This window comes from Sphingobium sp. TomTYG65 (genome assembly GCF_055395525.1).
Genome location: NZ_AP027330.1, coordinates 505,205 through 529,472 on the forward strand (window position 1 = coordinate 505,205; position 24,268 = coordinate 529,472).

A 24,268-nucleotide genomic window follows, 5' to 3' on the forward strand; every position below is an offset into this window, starting at 1 on the left:
TCAGGATGTTGCGCCCCATATGTCGGTGACACGGATGAAGCCGCGTTGCCCGCTGACATCGAAGCCGCACCAGCCGTCGCTGCAGGAGGATAAGCGGCCGACCACGCCTTTTTCTGCTCTAAAGACGGTGCGTGCGTTGTCGCTCTTCGATTGCCGCATCGGGGCGACCGATGCCGTGACTATGGCCGTTGGCGTGTCGCTCAGCAGACGGACATGCATCCAACCCTGGGTGCCGCTGGGATCCTCCACCTTGCGCCAGAGGCCAAGCACCTGCACGACCTTCACCGGCAGGTCGCGGCGGCGATAGACCCAGCTGGAAGGGTAATCGAGGCTGGGGCCGACGCGCATGCGTGCTTCGTCCTGGCTGAGCGAAGCCCAGTAGGGGACGGATTTGGCGGGCGAGGCGGACGCGCCGCTTGCAATGCATAGCACGGCGGCGACGATGGTCGCGCGCGGCAAATAGCCCTTCATGCCTGATCTTTTCCCCTTCATGTGCGGACGCCTTTATAGCGTTCGCCCGACGCGGCCGACAACCATTGTCTTTGGTGCCATACAAGGTGCTTGACCATCGCTGCCACCAGGAATAGCGGCCAAGCATGGCCAAGAAACCGCGTCCCGCCAAGCCGCGCGTCATCGTGACACGCCGCCTGCCCCCGAATGTGGAGGCGCGAATGGCCGAACTGTTCGACACGGTTTTCAATGTTGGCGATGTGCCGATGGACCGCACGGCGCTGACCCGCGCCATGGCGCAGTGCGATGTGCTGGTGCCCTCTGTCACCGACCAGATCGATGCTGCACTAATCGAAGCGGCGCCGGAGCGGTTGCAACTTATCGCGAGCTTCGGCAGCGGCGTTGACCATATCGATCTCGGCGCGGCGCGGCGGAAGGAGATAATGGTCACCAACACCCCGGGCGTGCTGACCGAAGACACGGCCGACATGACGATGGCGCTGATCCTGTCGGTGCCCCGGCGGTTGGCGGAGGGGGAAAAGCTGGTGCGGTCGGGCGCATGGCCTGGATGGAGCCCTTCGGGCATGCTGGGTCATCGCATCGGCGGGAAGAAGCTGGGCATTATCGGCATGGGCCGGATCGGCCGGGCAGTGGCGAAGCGCGCCGCCGCGTTCGGCCTTTCGATCGCTTACCATAACCGTCATCGTTTGCCTTTTGAAGTGGAGCAGGAACTGGCGGCGGCCTGGCACCCCGACCTCGACTCCCTGCTGGGTGAAAGCGATATCGTATCGATCAATTGCCCGCTTAATGCCGACAGCCGAGCCATGATCGACGCGCGCAGGATCGGACTCATGCGGTCGGATGCCTATCTCATCAACACCTCCCGCGCCGAAATCACGGATGAGCCTGCACTGATCGCCGCGCTGGCCGAGGGTCGCATTGCGGGAGCAGGGCTCGACGTTTACACGCATGAGCCTGCCGTCGATCCTCGGCTGCTCGCACTATCGAATGTCGTGCTTCTACCCCATATGGGATCGGCGACCTTTGAAGGGCGGGATGCAACGGGTGCGCGAGTGATCGCCAATATCCGTAGCTGGGTAGATGGACACCGCCCTCCCAACCAGGTGCTGGAGGGCTGGATTTAGGTAGCGAGCGGATCAAGCGTGCCGAGCGCTGCGACCAACGCCAAGATGCCCAGCGCCATCATGGTTTCGAAAGCCAGCGACAGACGCAGGTGAGCGCCGGCCGATGACAGCTCGTTCGCACCGGTGGCGCGCATGAGAGTTGGTGTCAGGCGCCAGCGGTTGGCTGCGGCAAGGATCAGCATGCCACCGAACAGCGCGAGCTTGGTCAGCAGCAGCCAGCCATAGCTGCTGTGCAGCAGGACCGGCAAGTTGGCGAACCCGACGATCATCACGCTGTTGATTACGCCACTCACGATAAGGGCGATCACGAACAACGTGCCGAACAGGGAAAAGCGGTGGAGCATGCGCGCCGTTTGTTCCGCTTCTCGCGCGTCCAATGTGGTGCGGAGTACTCGGCCAAGGAGCGAAAGCAGCGCTCCGAACCAAGCAGACGCAGCGACGATGTGCAGCACGTCTGCCGCCCTGTGGATGGTCCCAGCCATGCCCTCCGTCGCTCCTGCGTGACCCGACCAGGCAAGAGTGGCCGCTGCGATCATTGCGAGCAGGGCGATGGCGGCCGGTCTTTCTGCTCGCCCCGGCACGAAGAGGAGCAGGATAATAAGGAGCAAGGCGAGCGCACGTATGGCCAGGAGCGGCCCGATCATGGTTTCGCGCAGCAGAATGTCCACGACGCTCCAGTCAGGAACTAAAGCGGAGCCTCCCGTCATTGCTGCGGCGCTCGCAAGCAGCCAAAGCGCTGACAAGATGAGGCCGCTCAAGGCGAGCAGAGCCAGTATGCCGCGGGCTCCCGTGCTGCGGCCGACGCGCATACTCCACCAGAAAAGGGGAAGCCCCGCGAGGGCCGCTAGATCGGCGTAAAGGCCGAAACGGGTAGCGACGAGGAGCCCGTCGATAGACACGGCTTACTTCACCGAGAAGCTATATTTGCCCGCGATCTTGTGCTGATCGGCTCCGACGATGTGCCAGTTGAGCTCATAGCTACCTGCCGGGAGCGCGCGAGGCAGGGTAACCACCATAGTCTTGCCGTCCCCCTCGACAGCAGTCTTGAAGCCCTTGATCGGCATAGGCGCATGATCCGTCATGCCCGGCATCCCCGTCATCGTCAGATCGATACCGCTCAAGGGCGCGAGCAGCTTTTCGGAGAAAGTCAGCGTCAGCTTGGTCGGCTTCGTGACAGTGGCGTTGGCAGCGGGGTTGGAGGAAAGCAGCTTGGGATGCGCGATCGCGACGGACGGCAGGGCGGCAAGCGCAAGGGCGGCGGTGAACAGGATGCGACGCATGGAACTCATCTCCAACAAGCATTGTGGTCAGGGATATTACGCATCCAATTTTGACACCCCTCGACGGACACGCATAAATTTTTGCATGAGGGATCAGGCTGGGCCGCGCGTATCCTGGGCGTGCATAGGAGTGTGAGTGATGAGCGACCTTGATCAACTACTGGGGCAGCTTCGCGCCATGCCGACCGATCCGCGCCTGGCGGCGATGGACGAAGCAGTCATGGTGGGCGTGGCCCATCGCGGCGAGCGTGCTGTTGCGCGACGTAGCCTGGCTCTCGCGGGAATCGTTGCGATCGGCATCGGCTGGATAGGTAGCTTGGTGCCGGGAAGCCCGGCGCAGGCAGCATCGCAGCCCATGGTGATCGGCATGTCCGACTACGCACCTTCCCGGCTGCTGGGGCAGTAAGCAATGAAGGGGGCGGGACGATATGGGCTGGTGGCGCTGGTCGCATTCGCGGCGGCTTTGGCGGCGGTGCTGGTGGCGCGGGTCTGGATGGCCCCGGGACCTCGGGTGGAAAGCGAAGTCCATTCCCTCATCCACACAAGGCTGAAGCTGGATGAAAGTCAGGAGCAGCGCATCCATGCGCTGGAGGCAGACTTCGCCAAGCGGCGCGCGGCTATGGAGGCGGAGATGCGCGCCGACAACGCCCGGCTTGCTCAAGCCATAGCCGCCGAACATGGCTATGGACCCAAGGTCAGCGAGGCAGTCGATCGCTCTCACCATGTGATGGGGATGCTGCAGAAGGAGACGCTGAAGCATATCTTCGCCATGCGAGCGGTGCTGCGGCCCGATCAGGCGGCGCAGTTTGACGCCGCGGTGGTCAAGGTTCTGACCGAACCGGTGCGGTGAACCTGCCGCTCACCCAGAGCAGCGATGCCGAGCTGGCTGCGCTGGCGCTCGCCGGGCAGCAGAGCGCTTATGGGGAGCTGATGCGGCGTCATCGGGACGGCGTGTTCCGGCTGGCGCGTGGGCATGTGGGTGACGCGACAGACGCACTGGACATCACGCAGGAAACATTCATTTCCGCTTTCGCTGCGCTTGCGCGCTACGACACGTCGCGGCCTTTCAGGCTGTGGATATCCCGGATCGCGATCAACAAATGCCACGATTGGGCGCGGCGACGGGCGGTGCGGCGCTTCTTCACCTTTGCGCGCCCGATCGAGGAAGCCGTAGCCGTTGCTGATGACGCATTGACGCCAGAAGATGAGGCGCAATCGCGCGCTGAACTGGCGCAGATCCATATGGCGATTGCTGCCTTGCCCCCCAGTCTCAAGGATGTGCTGTTGCTGCGCACCATTGAGGGGATGAGCCAGGCCGAAGCGGCCCAGACGCTAGGCGTAAGCGAGAAGGCGATCGAAACACGCCTTTACCGCGCGCGCAACAAATTGGCCGAACAGTTGAGGGATGCGGGCGTCGCGCGCGTATAAGGGACAACCATTCCTGTTGCAGAGCATTCCATGCCCTTTTCCCAAGTTGAAGTCGATCGCCGGAACCTGATCCGTGGTCTGGGCGGCCTCGGAGGCGCATTGGCGCTGACTCGTATCTTTCCTGCGTGGGCCCAGAGCGGCACGGCCGGACTTGCGCCCGCCCCCGGTGTGCTCAGCGGTGAGCAGATTGCATTGACTGTGGGAGAAGGCCATTTTTCAACCGGCGGGCGTTCGGCCCATGCTGTGATGATCAACGGTACATTGCCTGCGCCGCTCATCCGGTTGAAGGAAGGACAGAATGTCCGTCTGTCCGTCACTAATCAGTTGAAGGAAGATACATCGATCCACTGGCATGGTCTGATCGTTCCGTTCCAGATGGATGGAGTGCCGGGGGTGAGCTTCCCCGGTATCCGCCCCGGCGAGACCTTCACCTATGAATTTCCGATCCGCCAGTCTGGCACCTACTGGTATCACAGCCATTCGGGGATGCAGGAGGCGGTCGGCCATTATGGGCCGATCGTGATCGACCCGGCTGGTCCTGATCCGGTGCAGAGTGATCGAGAACATGTGATCGTCCTTTCCGATTGGAGCCCGATACATCCGCATGTGCTGTTGAAGCGGCTCAAGCAGTCCGGCGGCTATTTCAACATGCAGCGCCAGACATTGGCCGGGTTGCTGGCGGGCAAGGACCAGAGCGCGAAGGAGCGGCTCGAATGGGGCGCGATGCGGATGGACCCGACTGACATCTCGGACGTCACCGGCTCCACCTACAGCTTCCTGGTCAATGGCCATGGCACGGCGGAGAATTGGACGGGGCTTTTCACGCCCGGTGAGCGGGTGCGCCTGCGCATCATTAATGCGTCGGCCATGACCAATTTCAACGTCCGACTGCCCGGTCTGCCGATGACGGTGGTGCAATGCGACGGCCAGCATGTTCAACCGGTTGAAACCGACGAATTCCAGATTTGCATTGCGGAGACTTATGATGTGGTGGTCCAGCCAGCAGAGGCGAAACCCTATGGCCTGATCGCCGAAGCCATTGACCGGTCGGGCCTCGTCCGCGCGACTTTGGCTCCGCGCATTGGGATGGTGGCAGAAGTGCCTGCGCTGCGGAAACGGCCGTTGCTCGGCATGAAGGATATGGGAATGGACATGTCGGGCATGGACATGGGCCAGGGCGGCGTGATCGATCTCAGCCAGCCCGCCAACGAGAGCATGGCGGGACATTCCATGAAGATGCTCGATCCATCTGTCGCGCCGCAGGTAAAGATGGGGCCGGGGGTCGCTACCCTCTCGCCCATGCCGGCGGACCGGACGGCGGATCGGCCCACAGGGCTGGAGGATGTCGAGCATAGGGTGCTGACCTATGCCGATCTCAAGTCATTGGAGCCATTCAAGGACACCCGCACGCCTAGCCGCACCTTGGACATTCACCTGACCGCGAACATGGAGCGCTATATGTGGTCCTTCGATGGCGTGAAGCTGTCGGACGGGGCTGAGCCAATCGCTTTCCGCCATATGGAGCGGGTGCGAGTGAACCTGATCAATGACACGATGATGCCGCATCCGATTCACCTGCACGGTCATTTCTTCCAACTGGTGACCGGCGCGGGTAAGTATGATCCGCTCAAGCATACAGTGAATGTGCTGCCGGGAGGCAAGGTTAGTTTCGACCTCACCGCTGATGCGCTGGGGGATTGGGCGTTCCATTGTCATATGCTGATGCACATGCACAGCGGGATGATGCGCGTCGTTACCGTGCGGCATGAGGGAGAGGCGGCATGAAGATGCTATTGTCCGTCGCTGCCCTGCTGCTGGCGTCCACTTCCGTTCCTGCGCTGGCGCAGGAAATGGACCACAGCCATATGAATCATGGGGCTATGGAACCGTCCAGGCCGCCAAATGAAAACCAGGATCACTCCGCCCATCAAGCTGCGGAGCCAGAAGCGCCCACTGCAGAAAATCCCCATGCGGGCCATGCCATGCCCGCCCCGGACGATTCCATTCCCAAGGGCAACGCTCCGCCTGTCCCGGCCGATCATGCCGCCGAAGCCTTCTACAATCCGGCCGAAATGGCTCGGGCGCGCGCTGCTATGCTCAAGGAAAGCGGCGGCATGACCTTCTCGCAGGTCATGCTGGACCGGTTGGAATATCGCCTAGGCAAGGGCGCGGACGGCTACCATTGGGAAGGCGAAGGTTGGATCGGCGGCGACATCAATCGCTTCGCTTTCAAGACGGAAGGCGAGGGCGAAATCGACGGGCGCGTGGAGAGCGCGGAGGTTCAGGCGCTCTATAACCGCGCGATCGACCCTTGGTTCAATCTGGAAGCGGGCATTCGGCATGATTTCCGGCCTGATCCCGACCGGACCTACGCGGTTGTCGGTATCGAAGGGCTTGCCCCCTATTGGTTCGAAGTCAGCGCGCAGGCTTTTCTATCCAATAAGGGCGACGCGCATCTGCGGCTGGAGGCAAGCTATGATCAGCGCATCACGCAGCGCCTGATCCTGCAGCCAGCCGCCGACTTGAACATAGCTGCCCAGGACGTGCCCGAACTCGGCATTGGATCGGGCCTGTCGGATATGGAGCTGGGATTGCGGCTACGGTATGAATTCGCCCGCGAATTCGCGCCCTATGTGGGCTTGAATTGGGAACGCAAGCTGGGGGACAGCGCGCGCTTCGCACGTGCTGAGGGAGAGGGTGCATCGGCTACCAGCTTTGTCATGGGCGTGCGCTTCTGGTTCTAAGAGCCGTCAGCATGATCTGCTGCAGCTTTGTGACAACTTGTTATGATTGGCGGTGCGGCGCGCACGCTTCGCGCTTATGCACCGCCGATCGGGCGTAATCTGACCCTCGACAAACAAGAAACTGATCAGGGTAGATCGTGCGCTACGCCTTCCTCCGTCCACTTCTTGGCATTTGCGCTCTTGCCGCGGCCGAGCCCGCGCTGGCGCAGGAAGCTGAGGAGGAAGACAAAGCCGTCCTTAGCGGAGGCTTCGACTTCATCGAATTGCGCGCAGGCAAAGGTGACGAGGCCATCCAGTGGGACGGCAGCTTTTCCTATGGGGACAGCACGGACCAGATAATGTTGATGGTCGAAGGCGGTGGGGCGGTCGGCAAGCGGGTCGACGACGTCCAGGCGAGACTGCTGTATGGCCGATCGATCAGTGACAATATCGTGCTGCTGGCAGGGGTGCGGCATGAATTCCAGCCGCATCCGCATGACAGCTATGCGATGGTCGGCGCGCAAGGCTCGGTAGGGTCCCGCTTCAGTTGGGAAGGCTACGCCTTTCTTTCTGATGACGGCCGTCTGACTGGTGACGCCCAAATCATCTACCAGCTGCCTATTACTGAAAAAGTCTATGTCGAACCTCGCGCAGCGATCGGCTGGTCGGCGCAGCGAGACGAGGAAAATGGGATTGGTTCGGGCTTTACTGAGACAGAGATGTCCGTGCGGCTGCGCTTCCGGCTTAACGACAATGTCAACGCGTTCGTCGGCTTGGCGCATGAGCGGCTGTTAGGCGGCAGCCGCAATATCGCTCGCGCTCAGGGCGAAACACTGAAATCGACAATCGCGGTGGCGGGCGTGGGCTTCAGCCTTTAGCGAGATGCCGTTCGGCGAGCGCAACATGCAGGCGAATGCCAAGGCCGAGGACTTCATCATTGAAGTCGTAATGCGGATTGTGGAGGGGTACGGAGCCTTCAGTTTTGGCCTGGCCTAGCCAGATGTAGGCTCCCTTGCACGCGTGCAGCATGAACGCGAAATCTTCCGAAGTGAAGGCAGGTTCGGGCGCGAGTTGGGCAATGCCTATTGTCGCGGCGGCGTCCAGCGCCTCCTGCGCGGCCTCCGCGTCGTTGATGGTGGCAGGATAGTAGCGCTGATAGTCAACCGCCATCGTCACATCATTAGCAAGTCCCACGCCTGTGGCGATGTTGCGGATCGCGTCTTCGATCGCATCCTGTACCGCCGGGTCGAACGTGCGGACGGTGCCGCTGACTTTCACCTCGGCCGGGATGACGTTATGCGTATGGCCGCCGTGGATCTGGGTGATCGACAGCACGGCTGAAGCGGTTGGCGGGATGCGGCGGGCGACGATGCTGTTGAGCTGCGTGACCAAGCTGGCGGCGGCGAGAATGGCGTCGGGCGTGTCCTGAGGGATGGCCGCATGGCCGCCGCGCCCTTCCAGCGTGATTTCGAACTTGTCGGCCGCGCCCATGATGGGGCCGGGACGCGTGGCGATAGTGCCTGCCGGCAAGTCCGGCCAATTGTGCAGGCCGAAGACACGGTCGCATGGGAAGCGTTCGAACAGCCCCTCTTTCACCATCTCCCGCGCGCCGCCTAAACCCTCTTCGGCTGGTTGAAAGAAGAAGTGGACGGTGCCGTCGAAGTTGCGGCTGCGGGCGAGGTGCTGCGCCGCGCCCAGCAGCATCGCGACATGGCCATCATGACCGCAACCGTGGAATGTGCCTTCCGTCTTGCTGGCGTAAGGCAGGTTGGTCTGCTCATGGATCGGCAGCGCGTCCATATCCGCGCGCAGGCCGATGCTGCGCGTGGAGGTGCCGTTTTTCAATACCGCGACGATGCCGGTGCCGCCGATCCCCTCATGCACTTCCAGACCCAGCGCCCGCAGCTGTTCCGCGATGCGGCCTGCCGTTCGATGCTCGCAAAAGCCTAGTTCCGGATGCGCGTGAATATCGCGGCGGAAAGCGATCAGGGGTTCGAGCAGGTCATCGATCATTTCTGTTCGCCGAAGAGATGCTGGATCGGATAATGATGTTTGATGAAGGGCGATTTGATCACGACATAGCTGAAATATTTTTCGATGCCATAATCGCTTTCCAGCATGCCTTCGATGATCGACTGATAATGAGCGACGCCGCGGGTCACGAACTTCAGCAGATAGTCGTAGCCGCCGCTGACCAGATGGCATTCGACGATCTCGTCCAGCTTACGGATGCGCGTCTCAAAGCGGGAGAAGTCGCCCGCCCGATGCTCAGTCAAGGTGACTTCGGTGAAGACGGTCAGGAATTCCCCCAGCTTGTGCAGGTTGATGTGGGCGCCGTAGCCCGTGATGTAGCCCGCCTTTTCCAGCCGCTTCACACGGGTGAGGCAAGGGCTCGGCGAAAGGCCCACCGCGTCGGCGAGTTCGACATTGGTGATGCGGCCAGATTGCTGAAGCTGCGTCAGGATCTTGAGGTCGATCCGATCCAGTCTTGGGCCACCCAACATGCGCTTGCTCCCCCTGTTTCTTATCCCACCGCCGCGCGAATATCCGCTTCTTCCAGCAGATCGTCGAGCGTTTTCCGGATGCGTGCGAAGATCTCGTCCATCTCCTGATCCGACGCGCAAAGCGCAGGAGCAAGGCCAATGATGTTGTCCGGGAAGGAGCGGAAGATGACGCCGTTCTTATAGCCTTGGGCGAAAAGGCGGTCGGGGATTTTGAGGTTCGTATCAAGCGGCGCCTTGCTGCCCTTGTCCGCCACAAGCTCGATTGCGCCGAGAAGTCCGCGGCCGCGTGTATCGCCTACCAGCGGATGATCGGCGATCGCTTCAAGGCCGGCGGCAAAGCGCTTGCCCACACTTTGTCCGTTCGCGAGGATTCCGCCCTCGGTATAGAGGCGCAACACTTCCAGGCCGACTGCGGCGCTGACGGGGTGGCCGGAATAGGTGAAGCCGTGGCCGATCGCGAGTTCAGGCGCGGCTCCCTCTGCAATGCCCTGGTAGACCTTGTCCGACATGAGCAGGGCGCCCATCGGAACGTAGCCGGCGGTCAGCCCCTTGGCTAGGGTCATGAGGTCGGGCGTAACGCCCTCTTCCTCGCAGGCGAAGAGGGGGCCGGTACGGCCGAAGCCGGTGATGACTTCATCGGCGACGAAGAGGATGTCGAGTTCCGTGCAAGTGTCGCGCAGCGCCTTGAGCCAGCCCTTGGGCGGCACGATGACGCCGCCGGAACCCTGGATCGGTTCGCAGAAGAAGGCGGCGACATTCTCCGCGCCCAGTTCCGCGACCTTGTCTTTCAACTGCTGGACAGAGCGAGCGATGATCGCTGCGTCGTCCGTCAGGTCGCTGCGATAGGGATAGGGCGACGGAATATGATGCTGCCAGGCATGGGGCAGGTCGAAGAGGCGGTGGAAATTCGACAGGGCGGTCAGGCCCGCGCCGGTGGTGCTGGAGCCGTGATAACCGCGGTCGAGAGCGATGAACTGCTTCTTGGAAGGGCGGCCGATGGCATTGAAATAATGAATAATGTAGCGAATTGCGGAGTCTACGGCGTCTGAGCCGCCGAGGGTGAAATAGACATGGTCGAGCCCTTCGGGGCTGAGTTCGACGAGCTTCTGGGCCAACCGCACTGTTGTTTCGCATCCGAAATGGAAATAGCCGGTTGCGTAGGGAAGCTGACGCATCTGCTCGGCCGCGGCTTCGACGATGCTGTCCTGGCCATAGCCGACATTGACGCACCACAGGCCCGCGAAAGCATCGAGCAGCTGATTGCCGTCCATGTCCGTCAGCCACATGCCCTTGCCGCTTTGCAGCAGGGTTGCGCCACGTGCTTCATGGGCGCGGAAGGAGGTGACGGGATGGATCAGATGGTCGCGGTCGATATCGAGCAGGGACCGGTTCGATTGCAGCGTCATCAGGAAACTCGCGGTGTTGACTGTGGAGGTCAGACTAGCTCGCTGTTGTGGGCGGATGCGCTGATTTCAGGGGGACTATTAGAGGGGCGCGGCTTTTTGAGGAAGGGGCGCGGCATTTTGTGCTGTGGGATGAAATGCTCGTATTCGTCCCCCCGGGTCAAGCCCGGGGGACGGCTGGAGTGGTTAGCCCAATGCCTCCGCGATCGCCTTGCCGCATTCCACGGTGCTGGCCTTGCCCTTTAGATCGCCTGTGCGCAGTGCGGGTTCGGCGAGGACCTTCTCCACCGCCTGCATGATGGCGGCGGCCGCTTCCGGTTCGCCCAGATGCTCCAACATCATCGCGGCGGACCAAATCTGGCCGACCGGGTTGGCGATGCCTTTCCCGGCAATGTCAGGAGCGGAACCGTGGACCGGTTCGAACAGGGACGGCGCTGTGCGGTCCGGGTTGATGTTGCCCGACGGAGCGACGCCGATCGTACCGGTGCACGCGGGGCCGAGGTCGGAGAGGATGTCGCCGAAGAGGTTGGACGCAACGACCACGTCGAAACGGTCCGGGTTCAGCACGAACTGCGCGGTCAAAATATCGATATGATATTTGTCGTGGGTAACGGTGGGATAGTTTTTCGCCATCTCCTCCACCCGCTCGTCCCACCAAGGCATGGTGATGGCGATGCCGTTGGACTTGGTGGCCGAGGTGACATGCTTGCGGTCCCGCGTGGCGGCGAGTTCGAAGGCGTAGCGCAGCACACGGTCGGTGCCGTGGCGGGTCATCACTGTTTCCTGGATCACGACTTCACGCGGCGTGCCGGGAAACATCTTGCCGCCGACTGCGCTATATTCGCCCTCGGTATTTTCGCGCACGACCCAGAAATCGATGTCACCTGGCTCCCGCCCTGCAAGCGGACAGGGGACGCCGGGCATCAGGCGGACGGGGCGCAGGTTCACATATTGATCATATTCGCGACGGAACTGGAGCAGCGAGCCCCAGAGCGAGATATGGTCGGGCACCGTATCGGGCCAACCGACCGCGCCGAAGAAGATCGCATCCGGATTGCCGATCTGCGCCTTCCAATCGTCCGGCATCATCTGGCCATGCTTCGCGTAATAGTCGCAGCAGGCGAAATCGTGCCATTTCTGTTCGATGGTGAAGCCATAGAGGCTCGCGGCACGCTCGAGGATGCGGATGCCCTCGGGCATGACTTCCTTGCCGATGCCGTCGCCGGGAATGACGGAGATGCTGTAGTTGCGGCCCATAAAACCTCCGTTCGCGCTGAGCAGGTCGAAGCGCATTTGTTGTCGGGAACTGAAGTAAGGGGCTTCGACAGGCTCAGCCCGAACGGTTGAGGGGGTGGTGACGGAAAGGGGGCGTTAGAGCTTCAGACCTCCAACATGGAAGGTCTTCGTCTCCAGATATTCCTCGATCCCCAGATGCGCGCCCTCGCGGCCCAGGCCAGACATTTTGACTCCGCCGAACGGAGCCATCTCCATCGAGATGCCGCCGGTGTTGAGCGCGACCATGCCTGCTTCCAGCCGTTCCGCCACACGGAAGGCGCGGTGGAGATTTTCGGTGTAGAAATAGCTGGCAAGCCCGTAGCTGGTGCCGTTGGCGATCTCGATCCCTTCCTCTTCATGGGTAAAGCGGAAGAGGGGCGCGACGGGTCCGAAAGTTTCCTCGTCAGCCAGACGCATGTCGCGGGTCGCGCCGGTCAGGATGACGGGCGTTGCGAAGCGTTCACCGGTCGCGCCTTCGGGGGCCTGGGCGAAGATTTTCGCGCCATGGGCCAGCGCGTCTTCGACATGCGCCTTCACCTTGTCCACGGCGGCGCTGTTGATGAGCGGGCCGATGGTGCTGCCCGGCTGGTCGCCCGGCGCGACCTTGAGCGCGGAGACGGCCTGGGCGAGCTTTTCGGCGAAGGCGTCGTGGATGCCGTCCTGCACCAATATGCGGTTGGCGCAGACGCAGGTCTGTCCCGCATTGCGGAATTTGCTGGCCATGGCGCTGGCGACGGCGAGATCGAGATCGGCATCGTCGAACACGATGAGCGGGGCGTTGCCGCCGAGTTCAAGGCTGAGGCGCTTTATCGTGTCGGCTGACTGACGCATCAGCAGCGCGCCGACGCGGGTGGAGCCGGTGAAGGACAATTTGCGCACGACCGGACTGGACGTCATGACGCCGCCGATCGCGGTGGCATTGCCGGTGACGACGCTGAACACGCCTGCGGGGAAGCCAGCCTCTTCCGCCAGCTTGGCGAGGGCGAGGGCGGAATAGGGCGTGAGTTCAGACGGCTTCACCACGACCGGGCATCCGGCCGCGAGCGCAGGGGCGCATTTGCGCGTGATCATCGCCGCCGGGAAGTTCCAGGGGGTGATGGCGGCCGAGACGCCCACCGGCTCCTTCATGACGAGGATGCGGCGATTGGCTTCCGGCGCGGGGATGATGGCGCCGTCGACGCGGCGGGCCTCTTCCGCGAACCATTTGATGAAGGTCGCGGCGTAGCGGATTTCGCCTTCGGACTCGGCGAGCGGCTTTCCCTGTTCCGCCGTCATAATGCGGGCGAGGTCTGCGATATTGACCAGCACCAGCGCATGCCAGCGTTCGAGCAACGCGGCGCGATCTGCGGCAGTGCGGGCGCGCCAAGCCGGGTAGGCGGCCTCCGCGGCGGCGATGGCGGCCTGCGTTTCAGCCTCTCCGCAATCGGGAACGGTGCCGATGATCGCGCCGGTCGCGGGATTGTCGACCGGCAGGGTCGCGCCGGAACGCGCGCCGGTCCATTCGCCGCCGATGAAGGCTTTTTCGATCAGCAGCGCGGGATTGTTGAGGGAAAGGGTCATCCGAGGGCCTGCGTCGTAAGAGAGAAGATCTTGAGGTCGGGGTCCGCCTTCGGGTGCTGACCACGCGTCATGCGCATCACGCGGCCAACGCAGGGTAGGCCGAGTTCGTCCAGCCAGCCGGAAAGGCCGCTTTCTTCCGGCACATCGAGGCGGCAGAACATGCCGCTGTTGGAGCCGAGCCAGTGCGAAATCAGCGCCTTCGCGCCGCCTGTGTCGGGCGCAATGGTGGGGCCGACGACATAGCCCCGGCCGAAGCGGCGGAACAGCGCGAAGCCTACCGGTTCATTGCTGCGCGTCAGCACCACGCCCTGCGCGCCCGGCACCAGCGCTTCGAGCAGCTTGTCGCGGTCCATGCCGGTGGCGCGGCGGGCGAGGGTGCGCAGAACGTCCATATCCTTGTGTCCCAGCGGACGGACGCGTTCGTCAGGGATGAGTTCCGCCATGGGGACGGCGAAGGCCGCGCCCTGATGCTGAAAGATGGAGCCCATCGGTTCAAAGCCCATCTTGCGATAGAGCGGCAAGCCTTCATCCGTGGCGTTCAGCATGACCGTGCGGCCACTCAGATCGTCCAGCACAGCATCCATCAGGCGGCGGCCGATGCCCATGCCCTGCGCCTTGGGCGAGACGATGACCATGCCGAGCGTCGCAGCGTCTTCGCCATAGAGCCAGCTCATGGCGGTGCCGACGATTTCGCCGTCCCGCTCAGCCACATAGCCCGAGCCAAGGGAGAACATCATCTCCCAATCCTCGATGCGGTGCGGCCATTTCTGTTCGTGGGAAAGGTCGTGAGCAGCGGCCAAATCCTCGGCGGTCATACGCCGCAGGTCCACCATCGCCTCTATGCCTGTCGCCATGCGTCTTGCTCCTTGGCGGATCGGGAAACCGCCTTTGGTTCATGAATCAATGAACCGGACATTAGGCCGCGCCGACAAGCATTGGCTGCTGCCTTCACATTTTTTTTGGAAGATTATCGCGTCGGCTTTCCTGCGCAAGCACCGCAAATGCCGCAGCGCTCCCCTATTTTAGCGGGCAGACGCGTAGCAGGAGATTATGCCGTGGAGGGTTTCAACCCCGATCTGATCAGCGTGGAGAGCGCCAATAACTTCATCGCCGGACGCCGGGTTCAGGGCCGCGGTGATGGCATCACCGTGCGCCGCCCGTCGGACGGGCGGGTGCAGGCGGAACTGGATTGCGCTGATGCGGGGCAGTTGGCGCAAGCGGTGGAGAATGCGCAGGCGGCCTACAAGAAGAGCGGCTGGGCGCAGACCGACCCGCGCGGGCGGATGAAGGTGATGCGGCGCTGGGCCGACCTGATCGATGCGGATGCGGAGACGCTTGCGCCGTTAGAAGCGCTGGGATCGACGCGGACCATTGGCGAGATCAACGGTTGGGATTTGAGCTATACCGCCGAGACGGTTCGCTTCTTCGCCGAATGGGCGGACAAGATCGGCGGCGAGGTGGCGGCGACGACGCCGGACAAGCTGGGGCTGACCGTCGCCGAGCCCTATGGCGTGGTGGCGGCGATCGCGCCCTGGAATTTGCCGCTGGTGATGGCGGCGTGGAAGATCGCGCCTGCCATTGCTGCTGGCAATTCGGTGGTGCTGAAGCCTTCTGAAATGACGCCGTTCAGCATTGTGCGGCTGGCGGAGCTGGCGATCGAGGCGGGACTGCCTGCGGGCGTGTTCAACATCGTGCAGGGTGACGGGCGCTCTGTTGGCGATCCGCTGGTGCGGCGGCCGGAGGTAGCGAAGGTAACCTTTACCGGGTCCACCCGCACGGGTGCTGCGATCATGGCTGCTTGCGCCGAGACGGGCCCCAAGCCGGTGACGCTGGAGCTGGGGGGGAAGAGCCCGCAGATCGTCTTTGCCGATGCTGGGCTGGACAAGGCTGCTGCTCTGGTCGCGCGTGCGATCACGCTCAATGCCGGGCAGGTGTGCGTCGCGGGATCACGGCTGCTGGTGCAGGATAAGGTCGCCGATCAGGTGATCGACCAGATACTGGCGGCGTTCGCCGCGCATAAGGCGGGGCCGACCTGGCGGACGGATACGACGCTGGGGCCGATCATATCGGAGGGCCAACTGAATCGAATGGATGGCATCGTGAAGCGCGCCATCGCCGGGGGCGCGGAGGCGCTGGCGGGCGGGGGACGGGCGACTTCTCCACAGGAGGGGAGCTATTTCGCGCCGACGCTGCTGCGGAATGTCGATCAGAAGAGCGAGGTCGTCCAGGCCGAGATTTTCGGGCCGGTGCTGACGGTCCAGACCTTCGCCGACGAGGAAGAGGCTTATGCGCTCGCCAATGACAGTGATTATGGGCTGGCGGCTGGGGTACATACCGGCGATGTGGCGCGAGCCTTGAGGGCTACGCGGTCGCTGGAGGCGGGGACGGTGTGGGTGAACCGCTATGGACGGAGCAATGATTTCATCCTGCCGACGGGCGGTTATAAGCAGTCGGGGATCGGGAAGGATCTGGGGCGGGAAGCCTATGTGGCGAACCTCAAGACCAAGACGGCTTTAATTGAGTTCTAAATGCCTAACCTCCGTTCGCTCGAAGCGAACGGAGGGGGTTAGTCAACCGCCGCAAACCGTCCAATCTCATACGGCTCCATCGGAATATCCGTCGCCCCCTTGGCTATGACTTCCGCCATTGTTTCGCCCACGCCGGGGCCGATCTGGAACCCCGCGCCCGAAAAGCCGAAGGCGTAATAGAGGCCGCTGGTGGTAGCGCTTGGTCCCATGACGGGCTGGCTGTCGGGCAGATAGCCCTCGATCCCGGACCAGACGCGGATGATGTTGAGCTTGCCCAGGGCGGGCGCGAGGCGGCGGATCTGCTTGAGCTGGCTCAGCGTGTTCTGGGGCAGAACATAGGCGCGATACTGGTCCGGATAGGATGGCCCGCGTGTCGAACCGCCCAGCACGATATTGCCGCGTGCGACCTGGCGGAAATAGACGGTTTCCTCCTCCACCGGCGTCATGACGCCGACTGCGGGATGGATCGCATAGGGGACCGGCTCCGTGACGCTCATATTAGGCCCTTTGGGGACGATGGGCACCGGCTCGCCAAACTGTGACGACAGCGCATTGCCCCAGGCGCCGGCAGTGATCAGCAGGATCGGGGCGCGGAAGGTGCGGCCATCTTCGGCGGTGACACGGAAATCCTCGCCGACCTTCTGCGCGTCCACAATCTTGGTATTCTCATGCACCGTCGCACCCATGCGCTGGGCGGCGCGGGCGAAGGCGGGAGCGGCGAGGCGCGGGTTGGCGTGGCCGTCCATGGCGGAATAGGAGCCCGCCAGCACATCGGCCCCGAAGAAGGGGAATTTGGCCCGCAGCGCATTGCCGGAGAGCAGTTCAAGGTCCAGCCCCTCATGCCGCGCCTTGTCGGCATAATCCTCCATCGCGCCGACCAGTTCAGGCCGCTCGCGATAGCAGACGCGGATGTGGCCGGACTGGAGATATTCGACATCCGCGCCGAGCAGTTCCCGCGACTTGCGCCAGATGGCGAGCGCGCGGTTGGCGAGGGGAAGCTGGTGCAGCGCGCGCCCTTGGCGACGGACATTGCCGAAATTGGTGCCGCTTGCCTGCCGCCCGATGAGGTCGGTTTCGAGCAGCGTGACGGACAGGCCATGGCCGCGCAGGAACAGCGCTGCGGAACTTCCCATTATGCCGCCGCCTACGATGATGACGTCGCTCGCGGCGCTCATTCTTCTTCTCCGATGGCGATGGGGAGGGGCTTGACCGGCGCTTGCCCCCGCAGGCGACCGACTTGCTCGACTGGTATTCTGGCCTCAGCGGCGATGAGTTCCGCCGCGGCGAGCCCGCAATAGCGGCCCTGACAGCGGCCCATGCCGACGCGGCTGAAGGCCTTGGCGCGGTTGGCTTCCACCGCGCCGGTTTCGCGCATGACGGAACGTAGGTCGCCAGCGCTGACGGCTTCGCAGCGGCAGACGATGGCTTCGTCGGGCAGGGCTGCGGCCTGATTGGCGGGCCAGGGGAATGCCTTGGCGAGGCCGCGCGCGAATTTGGCGTATGTCGCTACCTCGCGGCGCAACGCGGCCATTTCACCGCCGCTTGCAGCCAGGCCGAGATCGGAAAGCGCGGCGAGCGCGGCGAGTTTTCCGCTCGCCTCGGCCGAGCGAGCGCCGAGGATTTTCGCGCCGTCCCCTGCGAGGTAAACGCCCTTCACACTGGCGCGGCCGTCCTCGTCGCGCTGCGGTAGCCAATGATGCGTGGCTGGGTCGAAGACGAATGCGCAGCGAGCAAGGTCGGCGAGCTGGGTTTCTGGGCGGAGGTGGTAGCCGACCGCCACGGCGTCGCAGGCGATCATCTTTTCCGCGCCCGAAGCGGTGCGGTAGCGGACGGCGGTAACGCCGCTGTCCGCCGCGCCCACGACTTCGACGGGAGTGATCTGGTGATGAACCGGGACGCCTGCCTTCGCCAGCGCGCGGGTGAGTTGGACGCCGTTCCACAACACGGACGGTAGAGCCAGCAAATCCGGGAGCGCCCTGACGCGCGCGCCTGATGCAGAGGTGTCGAGTACGGCGGCAACCTTTGCGCCTGCCTGCACATATTGGGAGGCGACGAGGTAGAGTAGTGGGCCGGAGCCCATGAAGACGACCTCGCGGCCGATCGAGACTGCCTGCGACTTGAGCGCCACCTGCGCGCCGCCCAGGCTGTATGTGCCCGCCAGATTCCACCCCTTGACCGGCATCAGCCGATCGGTCGCTCCGGTGCAGAGGATCAGCGCGTCGTAAGGGAGGGTTTGCTGAGCGTTCCCACTGGCGGTCCAGACATGCTGGTCTGCGACGTTCCAGACGAGCGTTTCGGGCAAATAGTCGATCTGCCCCTGCAACGCGTCAAAACTTTCGTGCAGCGCCTTGGCCCGCGCGGCCTCGGTGCCGTAGAGCTTTTTATAGGGACGGGTGAAATTGTCGGGTTGGCGGCGGTAGATTTGCCCGCCCGCGCGGCGCGCCTCATCGATGACGATGGGACGCAGGCCCGCTTTCACGACGGCTTCCGCCGCGCGCACGCCCGATGGCCCCGCGCCGACGATGATTATGCGAGGTTCGGCCATGTCGCCTCCGGCTGGCTGGTGAGGACGCGCTGACCCGCAGCCGCGAGGGTAGAGCAGGCGCGCAGGCGGTCGCCGCCTTCGGTCCAGACCCAGCAATCCTGACATGCGCCCATCAGGCAAAAGCCCGCCCGGCGGCCATCGCCAAATTCCGACTGGCGCAGCGTGCCGCCCGTGCTGAGCAACGCGACCATCAGCGTGTCGCCTTCCAGCGCGGTCACCGGATGGCCATCAACATGCAGGACGATGCGAGGGCGGTCAGTCTCGCCCAGTCGGACGAAGCGCCCCTTCACGCCGCCACCCCCTGAACTTGCGTCAAACTTTCTTCTCCATGATGGCACAGGATGCTGTTGCCCTTTGAAAGGCTGTGGCGCGGCGGCGGCGTGACATTGCACAGGCCATCGATCCGCGCGGGGCAGCGGGGCAGGAAGCGGCAGAGATCGGGCTCGTCAGCCGGTGCGCCGATCAGCGGCAGCGTGCGACCGGCACCGCTTTCTTCCAGCCAGCCCGCGCGCATTTCCGGAACCGAACTGATGAGTAGATCGGTATAGGGATGGAAGGGCGCGGAGCGAAAACCCTCTCGCTTTCCCTTTTCCACCATGGTGCCCGAATAGAGGACGAGGATGTCGTCACAGATCGCGCGCACGGTCGATATGTCGTGGCTGATGAACATGTAAGCCACGCCCAATTCCTTGCGCAGCTCCGCCATCAGATCGAGGATGGCCGCGCCTACGACGGTGTCGAGGGCAGAGGTGACTTCGTCGCAGAGGATGAGTTCCGGATCGGCTGCCAGGGCGCGGGCAAGGTTGATGCGTTGCTTCTGGCCGCCCGAAAGCTCACCGCAACGCCGGTCGATGACCGTCGCGGGCAGGCGGATGAGGTCGAGCAGTTCCAGTACCCTGAGGCGCGCGGCGTTGCCCTTCAGCCCATGGTAGAAGGCGAGCGGACGCGACAGGATCTGCCCGACGCTGTGCGCGGGGTTGAGCGCGGTATCGGCATTCTGGAACACCAGTTGGATACGCCGGAACTGGTCCCGGCTGCGGCCTTTGAGGCCGGGCGGCAGAGGCTCTCCATTAAGCAGAACCTCACCTTGCGCGGGAGGGAGAAGTCCCGCGATCACACGCGCCATGGTGGACTTGCCCGAACCGGACTCGCCGATCACGCCAAGGGTCGCGCCGCGTTCGATCTTCAGGTCTATGTTGCGCAGCACCGGAACGCGCGGCCGTCCGTCCTTTCCGATCTTGCCATAGCCTGCGGTCATGTCGCGGATTTCGAGCAAGGGTGCGGAAGGCAGGTCGGCCTGGCGGGGCGCGGGGCGGATGGCGGGTCGCGCCGCCGCCATCAATGTCTTGGTATAATCGTCGGCGGGGCGATGGAGTATCTGGTCGGCGCTACCCTTTTCGCGGATGCGGCCTTGGTTGAGGACGACGATCTGGTCCGCCATCTGCGCGACGACGGCCAGGTCGTGCGACACATAAATGGCGGTGGCGCCGCGTTCCAGCACCACGGCCTTGAAGGCGCGCAGCACTTCGATCTGGGTGGTGACATCGAGCGCGGTGGTGGGCTCGTCAAGGATCACCAGTTCAGGATCGGTGATGAGCGCCATTGCCGCCATCAGCCGTTGCAACTGGCCGCCCGACAGCTGATGCGGATAGCGCGAGCCAATGGTGTCCGCGAAGGGCAGGGCAAGCGCGCGGAACAGGTCGACAGCCTTCTTTTCAGCGGCCGCCCGGGGCATGAGGTTATGGATCAGCGCGGGTTCGATCACCTGATCCATGATCGTGCGCGACGGGTTGAAGGCGGACGCCGCCGACTGCGCAATGTAGGCGATGCGGTTGCCGCGCAGAGCGGCCAGGCCCTTTGCATCGAGCGACAGGATTTCGGAGTCGCCGACCCGGATGGAGCCATCCGCAATCTTCGCGCCCGGCCGGGCATGCCCGAGAAGGGTAAGCGCGATGGTGGTCTTGCCCGAACCGGACTCCCCGATCAGCGCCAGCACCTCGCCCCGCTTCAGCGCGAAGTCTATGTCGCTGACGATCGGGAAAGTCTCGCCCGCTGCATTGCGGGCGGTGACGCGCAGCCCTTTGACTTCGACATGATCGGTCATGCGGGCTTCCCCTTGAGGCCGTCGATCAGCAGGTTAACCCCTACCGTCAGCGTCGCGATCGCGATGGCGGGCATCAGGATCGCCAGCGCGCCTTCGCCAAGGCCTGAGATATTTTCGCGCACCAGAGAGCCGAGATCGGCATCTGGCGGTTGTACGCCCAGGCCCAGGAAGGAAAGGCCCGAGAGCAGCAGCACGATGAACACGAAGCGCAGGCCGAAATCGGCCAGCAGCGGATGGATCATGTTGGGCAATATCTCGCGCATGGCGAGGTGGATGCGTCCTTCGCCTCGAGCGCGTGCAACCTGCACATAATCCATCTGCGCCAGGTTCACGGCCAGGGCGCGAGCGATGCGGTAATTGCCCGGCACATAGGTGATGGCGGCGATCAGCAGCAACAGCGGCAGCGAAGAGCCAAAGGCGGCGACCAGCACCAGCGACAGGATCTTGGACGGGATCGAAATCAGCGTATCCATGAAACGGGAAAGCGGCTCATCCACGTTCGGGCCGCCAACGGCCGCGGTGAGCGCAAGGGCGGTGCCGGTCGCGCTCGCCAGCATCGCGGCGGCGGCGGCAAGGCCTACCGTATAGCGCGCGCCCGACAGCAGACGGCTCAGCACATCGCGGCCAAGATAATCGCTGCCCAGCCAATGCTGCGCCGACATGCCGTCGAACACATCATAGGCGACGAAAGCGCCGACCGGGTAAGGCGCCAGCATCGGCCCGACGATCGCGACGGCCAGCCAGAAGAGGACGAACAGCAGCCCGATCTTGGCCGATAGGGGAAGGGCCTTCACCCAGCGGAGGGAGGAAGCGGTCATTGTGCGCGCAGCCTGGGATTGGCGAGAATGGCGGTTACGTCCGCGATCAGCATGAGGATGAGGTAGGCCGCGCAGAAGATCATCGCGCACGCCTGCAGCAGCGGCATGTCGCGGCTGGTGACGGCGTTCACCATCAGGCTGGCAAGGCCGGGATAGTTGAAGATCGTTTCGACGATGATCGCGCCGCCCAGCAGGTAGGACAGGCTCAGGGCCATCGCGTTGACGATCGGCGCGACGGCATTGGGCATGATGTGCCTCAACACCACGCGCACCGGATGCACGCCCTTCAGGAGCGCCATTTCGACATAGGGCCGGTCCATCTGATCGATGACGGCGGCGCGGGTCATTCGCGCCATCTGGGCGATGACCACGATGCTGAGGGAAAGGATCGGCATCGCTGCGCCGCGCAGATACTCGCCCCAGCTCATATCGTCCGAAACCAGTGCGATCGACGGCAGCCAGCGCAGCTTCACGGAGAAAATCAGCACGGCGAGCGTCGCCACCAGAAATTCCGGCACGGCGACCATGGACAGGGTCGAGATATTGAGTGCCCGGTCGAGGCGTCCGCCCCGGTTCATCGCCGAGCCGATGCCGATGGACAGAGCGACCGGCACCGCCACCAGCGCCGTCAGAGCGGCGAGCAGCAGGCTGTTGGGCAGGCGGCTGGAGATGACTTCGGACACCGGCATGTTGGCGACCAGCGATTGTCCCGGATCGCCGCTGACCATGCCGCTGAGCCAGGAGGCGTAGCGTTCATGGGCCGGACGATCGAGCCCCATTTCATGGCGTAGCGCCGCTACCTGTTCGGCCGTGGCGCTCTGGCCGAGCGCTTCCTGGGCGGCGTCGCCCGGCAGCAACTGGGCGATGGTGAAGACCACCAGCGACACCAGAAACAGCGTCAGCAGCGAGGAGGCGAAGCGCTTGGCGGTGAGGGCAAGGGCCGCCTTGACGCCGGATGATGTGGACCCGCCCGCCATCAGCCTTCCCACCATACATGTTCGGCAAATTGATAGCCCATGAAGCCGCCCAATGGCACGGGGTAGAGCCCCTTCAGCCGCCGGTCGTGGCCGTCGATCAGGCTGATGAAGACTGGGATGCCGACGCCGCAATGATTGCGCACCAATCCCTGCATCTCTCCATAGAGCTGCTTGCGGCGCGCCTGATCGGATTCTCCGCGCGCTTCGATCAGCAGTCTGTCGAAGCGAGGATTCTTCCATCCGGATTCATTCCAGGCCGCGTCGGATTTGTAGAAAAGGCTGAAGATGAGGTCGGCGGTCGGCCGCGGGTTGGTGTTGCCGAAGCTCAGGGGATGGCGCATCCAATGGGTTGACCAATAGCCATCGCCCGGCACCCGGTTGACCGCCAGATTGAGGCCCACGCGCGATCCATATTCCTGAAGGATAGACGCCATATCGACCGACCCTTCGGCCGCTGGAGAGGCATAGACGGGCAGGCGGACATGGGTGAGTCCGGCCCGCTGAAGATGCCATTTCGCCTTGTCCAGATCGAGCCGCGTCTGCGGCAGGTCGCTGCGGTAATAGGGATGAAAAGGCGGAATCGGATGATCATTGCCGATCGTCGCATAGTCCCGGAACAGCGCCCTTTTGATGAGGGGCCGGTCGATCAGATATTTCATCGCGGCGACGAAATGCGGGTTGCCGGTGGGCAGCCCGTCCTGTCGCATGATGAGGTTGGTGTAGAGGCCCGACTTGGTTTCCAGGAGGCCATGGGCGCGTGATGCGACAACACGCTTGGTGGATCGGGGATTGATGGCGTTGATGAGGTGGACGTCGCCGGACAGCAGGGCGTTCACGCGGCTGACCTCATCGGGGATGCCGATCAGTTCGATCTCTTCCAGATAAGGCTTGCCTGGCTTCCAGTAATTGGCGTTCCGCCGCGCCAACGTACGCACGCCCGGCCGGAACTGGGCGCAGCGATAGGGGCCGGTGCCATTGGCGGTGCGGAACTCCTTCTGCCCGGCGCGCAGGATCAGGAAGTGCGATTGGGCCAGGATGGTGGGCAGGTCGGCGTTCGGACCGGTCAGGCGGATAGTGACCTCATGCGGGCCGTTCGCCTTCACCTCGGCAAATTGTTCGGCGATGGTCGCGAGCTTGGAGCCGGTGGCGGGGTCCTTGTGCCGCAGCAACGACCAGACGACATCTTTCGATGTAAGGGTTGCGCCATCATGGAATGTGACGCCCCGGCGGAGGCGGAAATGCCAGAGTTTCTGATCCGTGCTCTCGATCCGCTCGGCAAGGGCGGGTCGGGGGATCAGGTGCCGGTCCAACTCCGTCAGGCCGTTATAGAACATGTAATGGCGGACATAGTCAGTCGATAGCGCGCCCTTGGCCGGGTCCAGCGTGTCCGCGGTCGAGCTGGACATGCTGGCGACGCGAATGCGCCCGCCAACCCGCGGCTTCGATGGCGCGGCGAGCGCCGTTTCGGGCAGCAGCAAGCCCGCGCCCATCGTGCCAAGCAGCTCTCGCCGCGAAAAGGGGAGGTCGT

The 24,268-nt window shown here is 63.5% G+C and carries 24 protein-coding genes; 8 read left to right on the top strand and 16 right to left on the bottom strand.

Going from position 1 to position 24,268, the window contains the following annotated elements; genetic code table 11:
• Positions 1-471, bottom strand: coding sequence for an SH3 domain-containing protein (locus ACZ5Y5_RS02560; RefSeq protein ID WP_464809644.1), 471 nt, complete (start codon positions 469-471; stop codon positions 1-3).
• Positions 472-596: 125 nt separating this feature from the next.
• Between ACZ5Y5_RS02560 and ACZ5Y5_RS02565 the strand changes: the two genes are divergently transcribed.
• Entirely contained in the window at positions 597-1,595 is a 999-nt protein-coding gene (locus ACZ5Y5_RS02565; protein ID WP_464809645.1) for a 2-hydroxyacid dehydrogenase, read from the top strand.
• On the opposite strand, the gene copD is transcribed toward ACZ5Y5_RS02565, so the two are convergent.
• Both copD and copC read right to left on the bottom strand, forming a co-directional pair.
• The gene (gene copD / locus ACZ5Y5_RS02570; protein WP_464809646.1) at positions 1,592-2,494 is read right to left on the bottom strand and encodes a copper homeostasis membrane protein CopD; all 903 of its coding nucleotides are present in this window, start codon (positions 2,492-2,494) and stop codon (positions 1,592-1,594) included. The genes ACZ5Y5_RS02565 and copD overlap by 4 nt on opposite strands.
• Positions 2,495-2,497: 3 nt before the next feature.
• Positions 2,498-2,875: a copper homeostasis periplasmic binding protein CopC gene (gene copC, locus ACZ5Y5_RS02575; protein ID WP_464809647.1), complete on the bottom strand. Its 378-nt coding sequence runs from the start codon at positions 2,873-2,875 to the stop codon at positions 2,498-2,500.
• Positions 2,876-3,014: 139 nt separating this feature from the next.
• Between copC and ACZ5Y5_RS02580 the strand changes: the two genes are divergently transcribed.
• From ACZ5Y5_RS02580 to ACZ5Y5_RS02605, 6 genes are all read left to right on the top strand, one after another.
• On the top strand, positions 3,015-3,281 hold the full coding sequence (locus ACZ5Y5_RS02580) for a hypothetical protein (RefSeq protein ID WP_464809648.1): 267 nt from the start codon (positions 3,015-3,017) through the stop codon (positions 3,279-3,281).
• 3 nt (positions 3,282-3,284) lie between these two features.
• Entirely contained in the window at positions 3,285-3,725 is a 441-nt protein-coding gene (locus ACZ5Y5_RS02585; protein ID WP_464809649.1) for a periplasmic heavy metal sensor, read from the top strand.
• Entirely contained in the window at positions 3,722-4,303 is a 582-nt protein-coding gene (locus ACZ5Y5_RS02590) for an RNA polymerase sigma factor (RefSeq protein WP_464809650.1), read from the top strand. Before ACZ5Y5_RS02585 ends, ACZ5Y5_RS02590 begins: the two co-directional genes overlap by 4 nt.
• Positions 4,304-4,333: 30 nt before the next feature.
• On the top strand, positions 4,334-6,088 hold the full coding sequence (locus ACZ5Y5_RS02595; RefSeq protein ID WP_464809651.1) for a copper resistance system multicopper oxidase: 1,755 nt from the start codon (positions 4,334-4,336) through the stop codon (positions 6,086-6,088).
• Positions 6,085-7,047 (top strand): copper resistance protein B, encoded by a 963-nt coding sequence (locus ACZ5Y5_RS02600; protein ID WP_464809652.1) that lies wholly within the window; start codon positions 6,085-6,087, stop codon positions 7,045-7,047. Before ACZ5Y5_RS02595 ends, ACZ5Y5_RS02600 begins: the two co-directional genes overlap by 4 nt.
• Positions 7,048-7,184: 137 nt before the next feature.
• Positions 7,185-7,904: a copper resistance protein B gene (locus tag ACZ5Y5_RS02605; RefSeq protein ID WP_464809653.1), complete on the top strand. Its 720-nt coding sequence runs from the start codon at positions 7,185-7,187 to the stop codon at positions 7,902-7,904.
• Here ACZ5Y5_RS02605 and ACZ5Y5_RS02610 read toward each other — a convergent pair.
• The 6 genes from ACZ5Y5_RS02610 to ACZ5Y5_RS02635 all read right to left on the bottom strand — a co-directional run bounded on the left by ACZ5Y5_RS02610 (position 7,894) and on the right by ACZ5Y5_RS02635 (position 14,622).
• Positions 7,894-9,039, bottom strand: a complete 1,146-nt coding sequence (locus tag ACZ5Y5_RS02610; RefSeq protein WP_464809654.1) for a M20 aminoacylase family protein — start codon at positions 9,037-9,039, stop codon at positions 7,894-7,896. The genes ACZ5Y5_RS02605 and ACZ5Y5_RS02610 overlap by 11 nt on opposite strands.
• A complete protein-coding gene (locus ACZ5Y5_RS02615; protein WP_066524286.1) occupies positions 9,036-9,530 on the bottom strand; it encodes an Lrp/AsnC family transcriptional regulator in 495 nt (164 codons plus the stop codon). Before ACZ5Y5_RS02615 ends, ACZ5Y5_RS02610 begins: the two co-directional genes overlap by 4 nt.
• A gap of 20 nt (positions 9,531-9,550) precedes the next feature.
• A complete protein-coding gene (locus ACZ5Y5_RS02620; RefSeq protein ID WP_464809655.1) occupies positions 9,551-10,936 on the bottom strand; it encodes an aminotransferase class III-fold pyridoxal phosphate-dependent enzyme in 1,386 nt (461 codons plus the stop codon).
• 183 nt (positions 10,937-11,119) lie between these two features.
• The gene (locus tag ACZ5Y5_RS02625; RefSeq protein WP_464809656.1) at positions 11,120-12,190 is read right to left on the bottom strand and encodes a tartrate dehydrogenase; all 1,071 of its coding nucleotides are present in this window, start codon (positions 12,188-12,190) and stop codon (positions 11,120-11,122) included.
• Positions 12,191-12,304: 114 nt separating this feature from the next.
• The gene (locus ACZ5Y5_RS02630) at positions 12,305-13,768 is read right to left on the bottom strand and encodes an NAD-dependent succinate-semialdehyde dehydrogenase (protein ID WP_464809657.1); all 1,464 of its coding nucleotides are present in this window, start codon (positions 13,766-13,768) and stop codon (positions 12,305-12,307) included.
• A complete protein-coding gene (locus ACZ5Y5_RS02635; RefSeq protein WP_464809658.1) occupies positions 13,765-14,622 on the bottom strand; it encodes a GNAT family N-acetyltransferase in 858 nt (285 codons plus the stop codon). Before ACZ5Y5_RS02635 ends, ACZ5Y5_RS02630 begins: the two co-directional genes overlap by 4 nt.
• A gap of 201 nt (positions 14,623-14,823) precedes the next feature.
• Between ACZ5Y5_RS02635 and ACZ5Y5_RS02640 the strand changes: the two genes are divergently transcribed.
• Complete coding sequence (locus tag ACZ5Y5_RS02640; protein WP_464809659.1) at positions 14,824-16,296, top strand: aldehyde dehydrogenase family protein; 1,473 nt, start codon at positions 14,824-14,826, stop codon at positions 16,294-16,296.
• 38 nt (positions 16,297-16,334) lie between these two features.
• Here ACZ5Y5_RS02640 and ACZ5Y5_RS02645 read toward each other — a convergent pair whose 3' ends face one another.
• The 7 genes from ACZ5Y5_RS02645 to ACZ5Y5_RS02675 are packed head-to-tail and all read right to left on the bottom strand — an operon-like array spanning position 16,335 to position 24,230.
• On the bottom strand, positions 16,335-17,471 hold the full coding sequence (locus ACZ5Y5_RS02645) for an NAD(P)/FAD-dependent oxidoreductase (protein WP_464809660.1): 1,137 nt from the start codon (positions 17,469-17,471) through the stop codon (positions 16,335-16,337).
• The gene (locus ACZ5Y5_RS02650) at positions 17,468-18,841 is read right to left on the bottom strand and encodes an FAD/NAD(P)-dependent oxidoreductase (RefSeq protein WP_464809661.1); all 1,374 of its coding nucleotides are present in this window, start codon (positions 18,839-18,841) and stop codon (positions 17,468-17,470) included. The genes ACZ5Y5_RS02645 and ACZ5Y5_RS02650 overlap by 4 nt, the downstream gene beginning before the upstream one ends.
• A complete protein-coding gene (locus tag ACZ5Y5_RS02655; protein ID WP_464809662.1) occupies positions 18,823-19,131 on the bottom strand; it encodes a (2Fe-2S)-binding protein in 309 nt (102 codons plus the stop codon). The genes ACZ5Y5_RS02650 and ACZ5Y5_RS02655 overlap by 19 nt, the downstream gene beginning before the upstream one ends.
• Entirely contained in the window at positions 19,128-20,945 is a 1,818-nt protein-coding gene (locus ACZ5Y5_RS02660; RefSeq protein WP_464809663.1) for an ABC transporter ATP-binding protein, read from the bottom strand. Before ACZ5Y5_RS02660 ends, ACZ5Y5_RS02655 begins: the two co-directional genes overlap by 4 nt.
• The gene (locus ACZ5Y5_RS02665; RefSeq protein WP_464809664.1) at positions 20,942-21,763 is read right to left on the bottom strand and encodes an ABC transporter permease; all 822 of its coding nucleotides are present in this window, start codon (positions 21,761-21,763) and stop codon (positions 20,942-20,944) included. The genes ACZ5Y5_RS02660 and ACZ5Y5_RS02665 overlap by 4 nt, the downstream gene beginning before the upstream one ends.
• On the bottom strand, positions 21,760-22,755 hold the full coding sequence (locus ACZ5Y5_RS02670) for an ABC transporter permease (protein ID WP_464809665.1): 996 nt from the start codon (positions 22,753-22,755) through the stop codon (positions 21,760-21,762). The genes ACZ5Y5_RS02665 and ACZ5Y5_RS02670 overlap by 4 nt, the downstream gene beginning before the upstream one ends.
• Positions 22,740-24,230 carry an ABC transporter substrate-binding protein gene (locus tag ACZ5Y5_RS02675; protein ID WP_464810450.1) on the bottom strand — a complete coding sequence of 497 codons (1,491 nt, stop codon included), beginning with the start codon at positions 24,228-24,230 and terminating at the stop codon, positions 22,740-22,742. Before ACZ5Y5_RS02675 ends, ACZ5Y5_RS02670 begins: the two co-directional genes overlap by 16 nt.
• Positions 24,231-24,268: the final 38 nt, after the last annotated feature.

What these genes read in the sequence shown, in the direction of transcription:
- ACZ5Y5_RS02560 (WP_464809644.1), bottom strand. Translation starts at nt 471, where the DNA reads ATGAAGGGCTATTTGCCGCGCGCGACCATCGTCGCCGCCGTGCTATGC.
- ACZ5Y5_RS02565 (WP_464809645.1), top strand. Translation starts at nt 597, where the DNA reads ATGGCCAAGAAACCGCGTCCCGCCAAGCCGCGCGTCATCGTGACACGC.
- copC (WP_464809647.1), bottom strand. Translation starts at nt 2,875, where the DNA reads ATGCGTCGCATCCTGTTCACCGCCGCCCTTGCGCTTGCCGCCCTGCCG.
- ACZ5Y5_RS02580 (WP_464809648.1), top strand. Translation starts at nt 3,015, where the DNA reads ATGAGCGACCTTGATCAACTACTGGGGCAGCTTCGCGCCATGCCGACC.
- ACZ5Y5_RS02585 (WP_464809649.1), top strand. Translation starts at nt 3,285, where the DNA reads ATGAAGGGGGCGGGACGATATGGGCTGGTGGCGCTGGTCGCATTCGCG.
- ACZ5Y5_RS02595 (WP_464809651.1), top strand. Translation starts at nt 4,334, where the DNA reads ATGCCCTTTTCCCAAGTTGAAGTCGATCGCCGGAACCTGATCCGTGGT.
- ACZ5Y5_RS02600 (WP_464809652.1), top strand. Translation starts at nt 6,085, where the DNA reads ATGAAGATGCTATTGTCCGTCGCTGCCCTGCTGCTGGCGTCCACTTCC.
- ACZ5Y5_RS02610 (WP_464809654.1), bottom strand. Translation starts at nt 9,039, where the DNA reads ATGATCGATGACCTGCTCGAACCCCTGATCGCTTTCCGCCGCGATATT.
- ACZ5Y5_RS02615 (WP_066524286.1), bottom strand. Translation starts at nt 9,530, where the DNA reads ATGTTGGGTGGCCCAAGACTGGATCGGATCGACCTCAAGATCCTGACG.
- ACZ5Y5_RS02620 (WP_464809655.1), bottom strand. Translation starts at nt 10,936, where the DNA reads ATGACGCTGCAATCGAACCGGTCCCTGCTCGATATCGACCGCGACCAT.
- ACZ5Y5_RS02625 (WP_464809656.1), bottom strand. Translation starts at nt 12,190, where the DNA reads ATGGGCCGCAACTACAGCATCTCCGTCATTCCCGGCGACGGCATCGGC.
- ACZ5Y5_RS02630 (WP_464809657.1), bottom strand. Translation starts at nt 13,768, where the DNA reads ATGACCCTTTCCCTCAACAATCCCGCGCTGCTGATCGAAAAAGCCTTC.
- ACZ5Y5_RS02635 (WP_464809658.1), bottom strand. Translation starts at nt 14,622, where the DNA reads ATGGCGACAGGCATAGAGGCGATGGTGGACCTGCGGCGTATGACCGCC.
- ACZ5Y5_RS02645 (WP_464809660.1), bottom strand. Translation starts at nt 17,471, where the DNA reads ATGAGCGCCGCGAGCGACGTCATCATCGTAGGCGGCGGCATAATGGGA.
- ACZ5Y5_RS02650 (WP_464809661.1), bottom strand. Translation starts at nt 18,841, where the DNA reads ATGGCCGAACCTCGCATAATCATCGTCGGCGCGGGGCCATCGGGCGTG.
- ACZ5Y5_RS02660 (WP_464809663.1), bottom strand. Translation starts at nt 20,945, where the DNA reads ATGACCGATCATGTCGAAGTCAAAGGGCTGCGCGTCACCGCCCGCAAT.
- ACZ5Y5_RS02665 (WP_464809664.1), bottom strand. Translation starts at nt 21,763, where the DNA reads ATGACCGCTTCCTCCCTCCGCTGGGTGAAGGCCCTTCCCCTATCGGCC.
- ACZ5Y5_RS02670 (WP_464809665.1), bottom strand. Translation starts at nt 22,755, where the DNA reads ATGGTGGGAAGGCTGATGGCGGGCGGGTCCACATCATCCGGCGTCAAG.
- ACZ5Y5_RS02675 (WP_464810450.1), bottom strand. Translation starts at nt 24,230, where the DNA reads ATGGGCGCGGGCTTGCTGCTGCCCGAAACGGCGCTCGCCGCGCCATCG.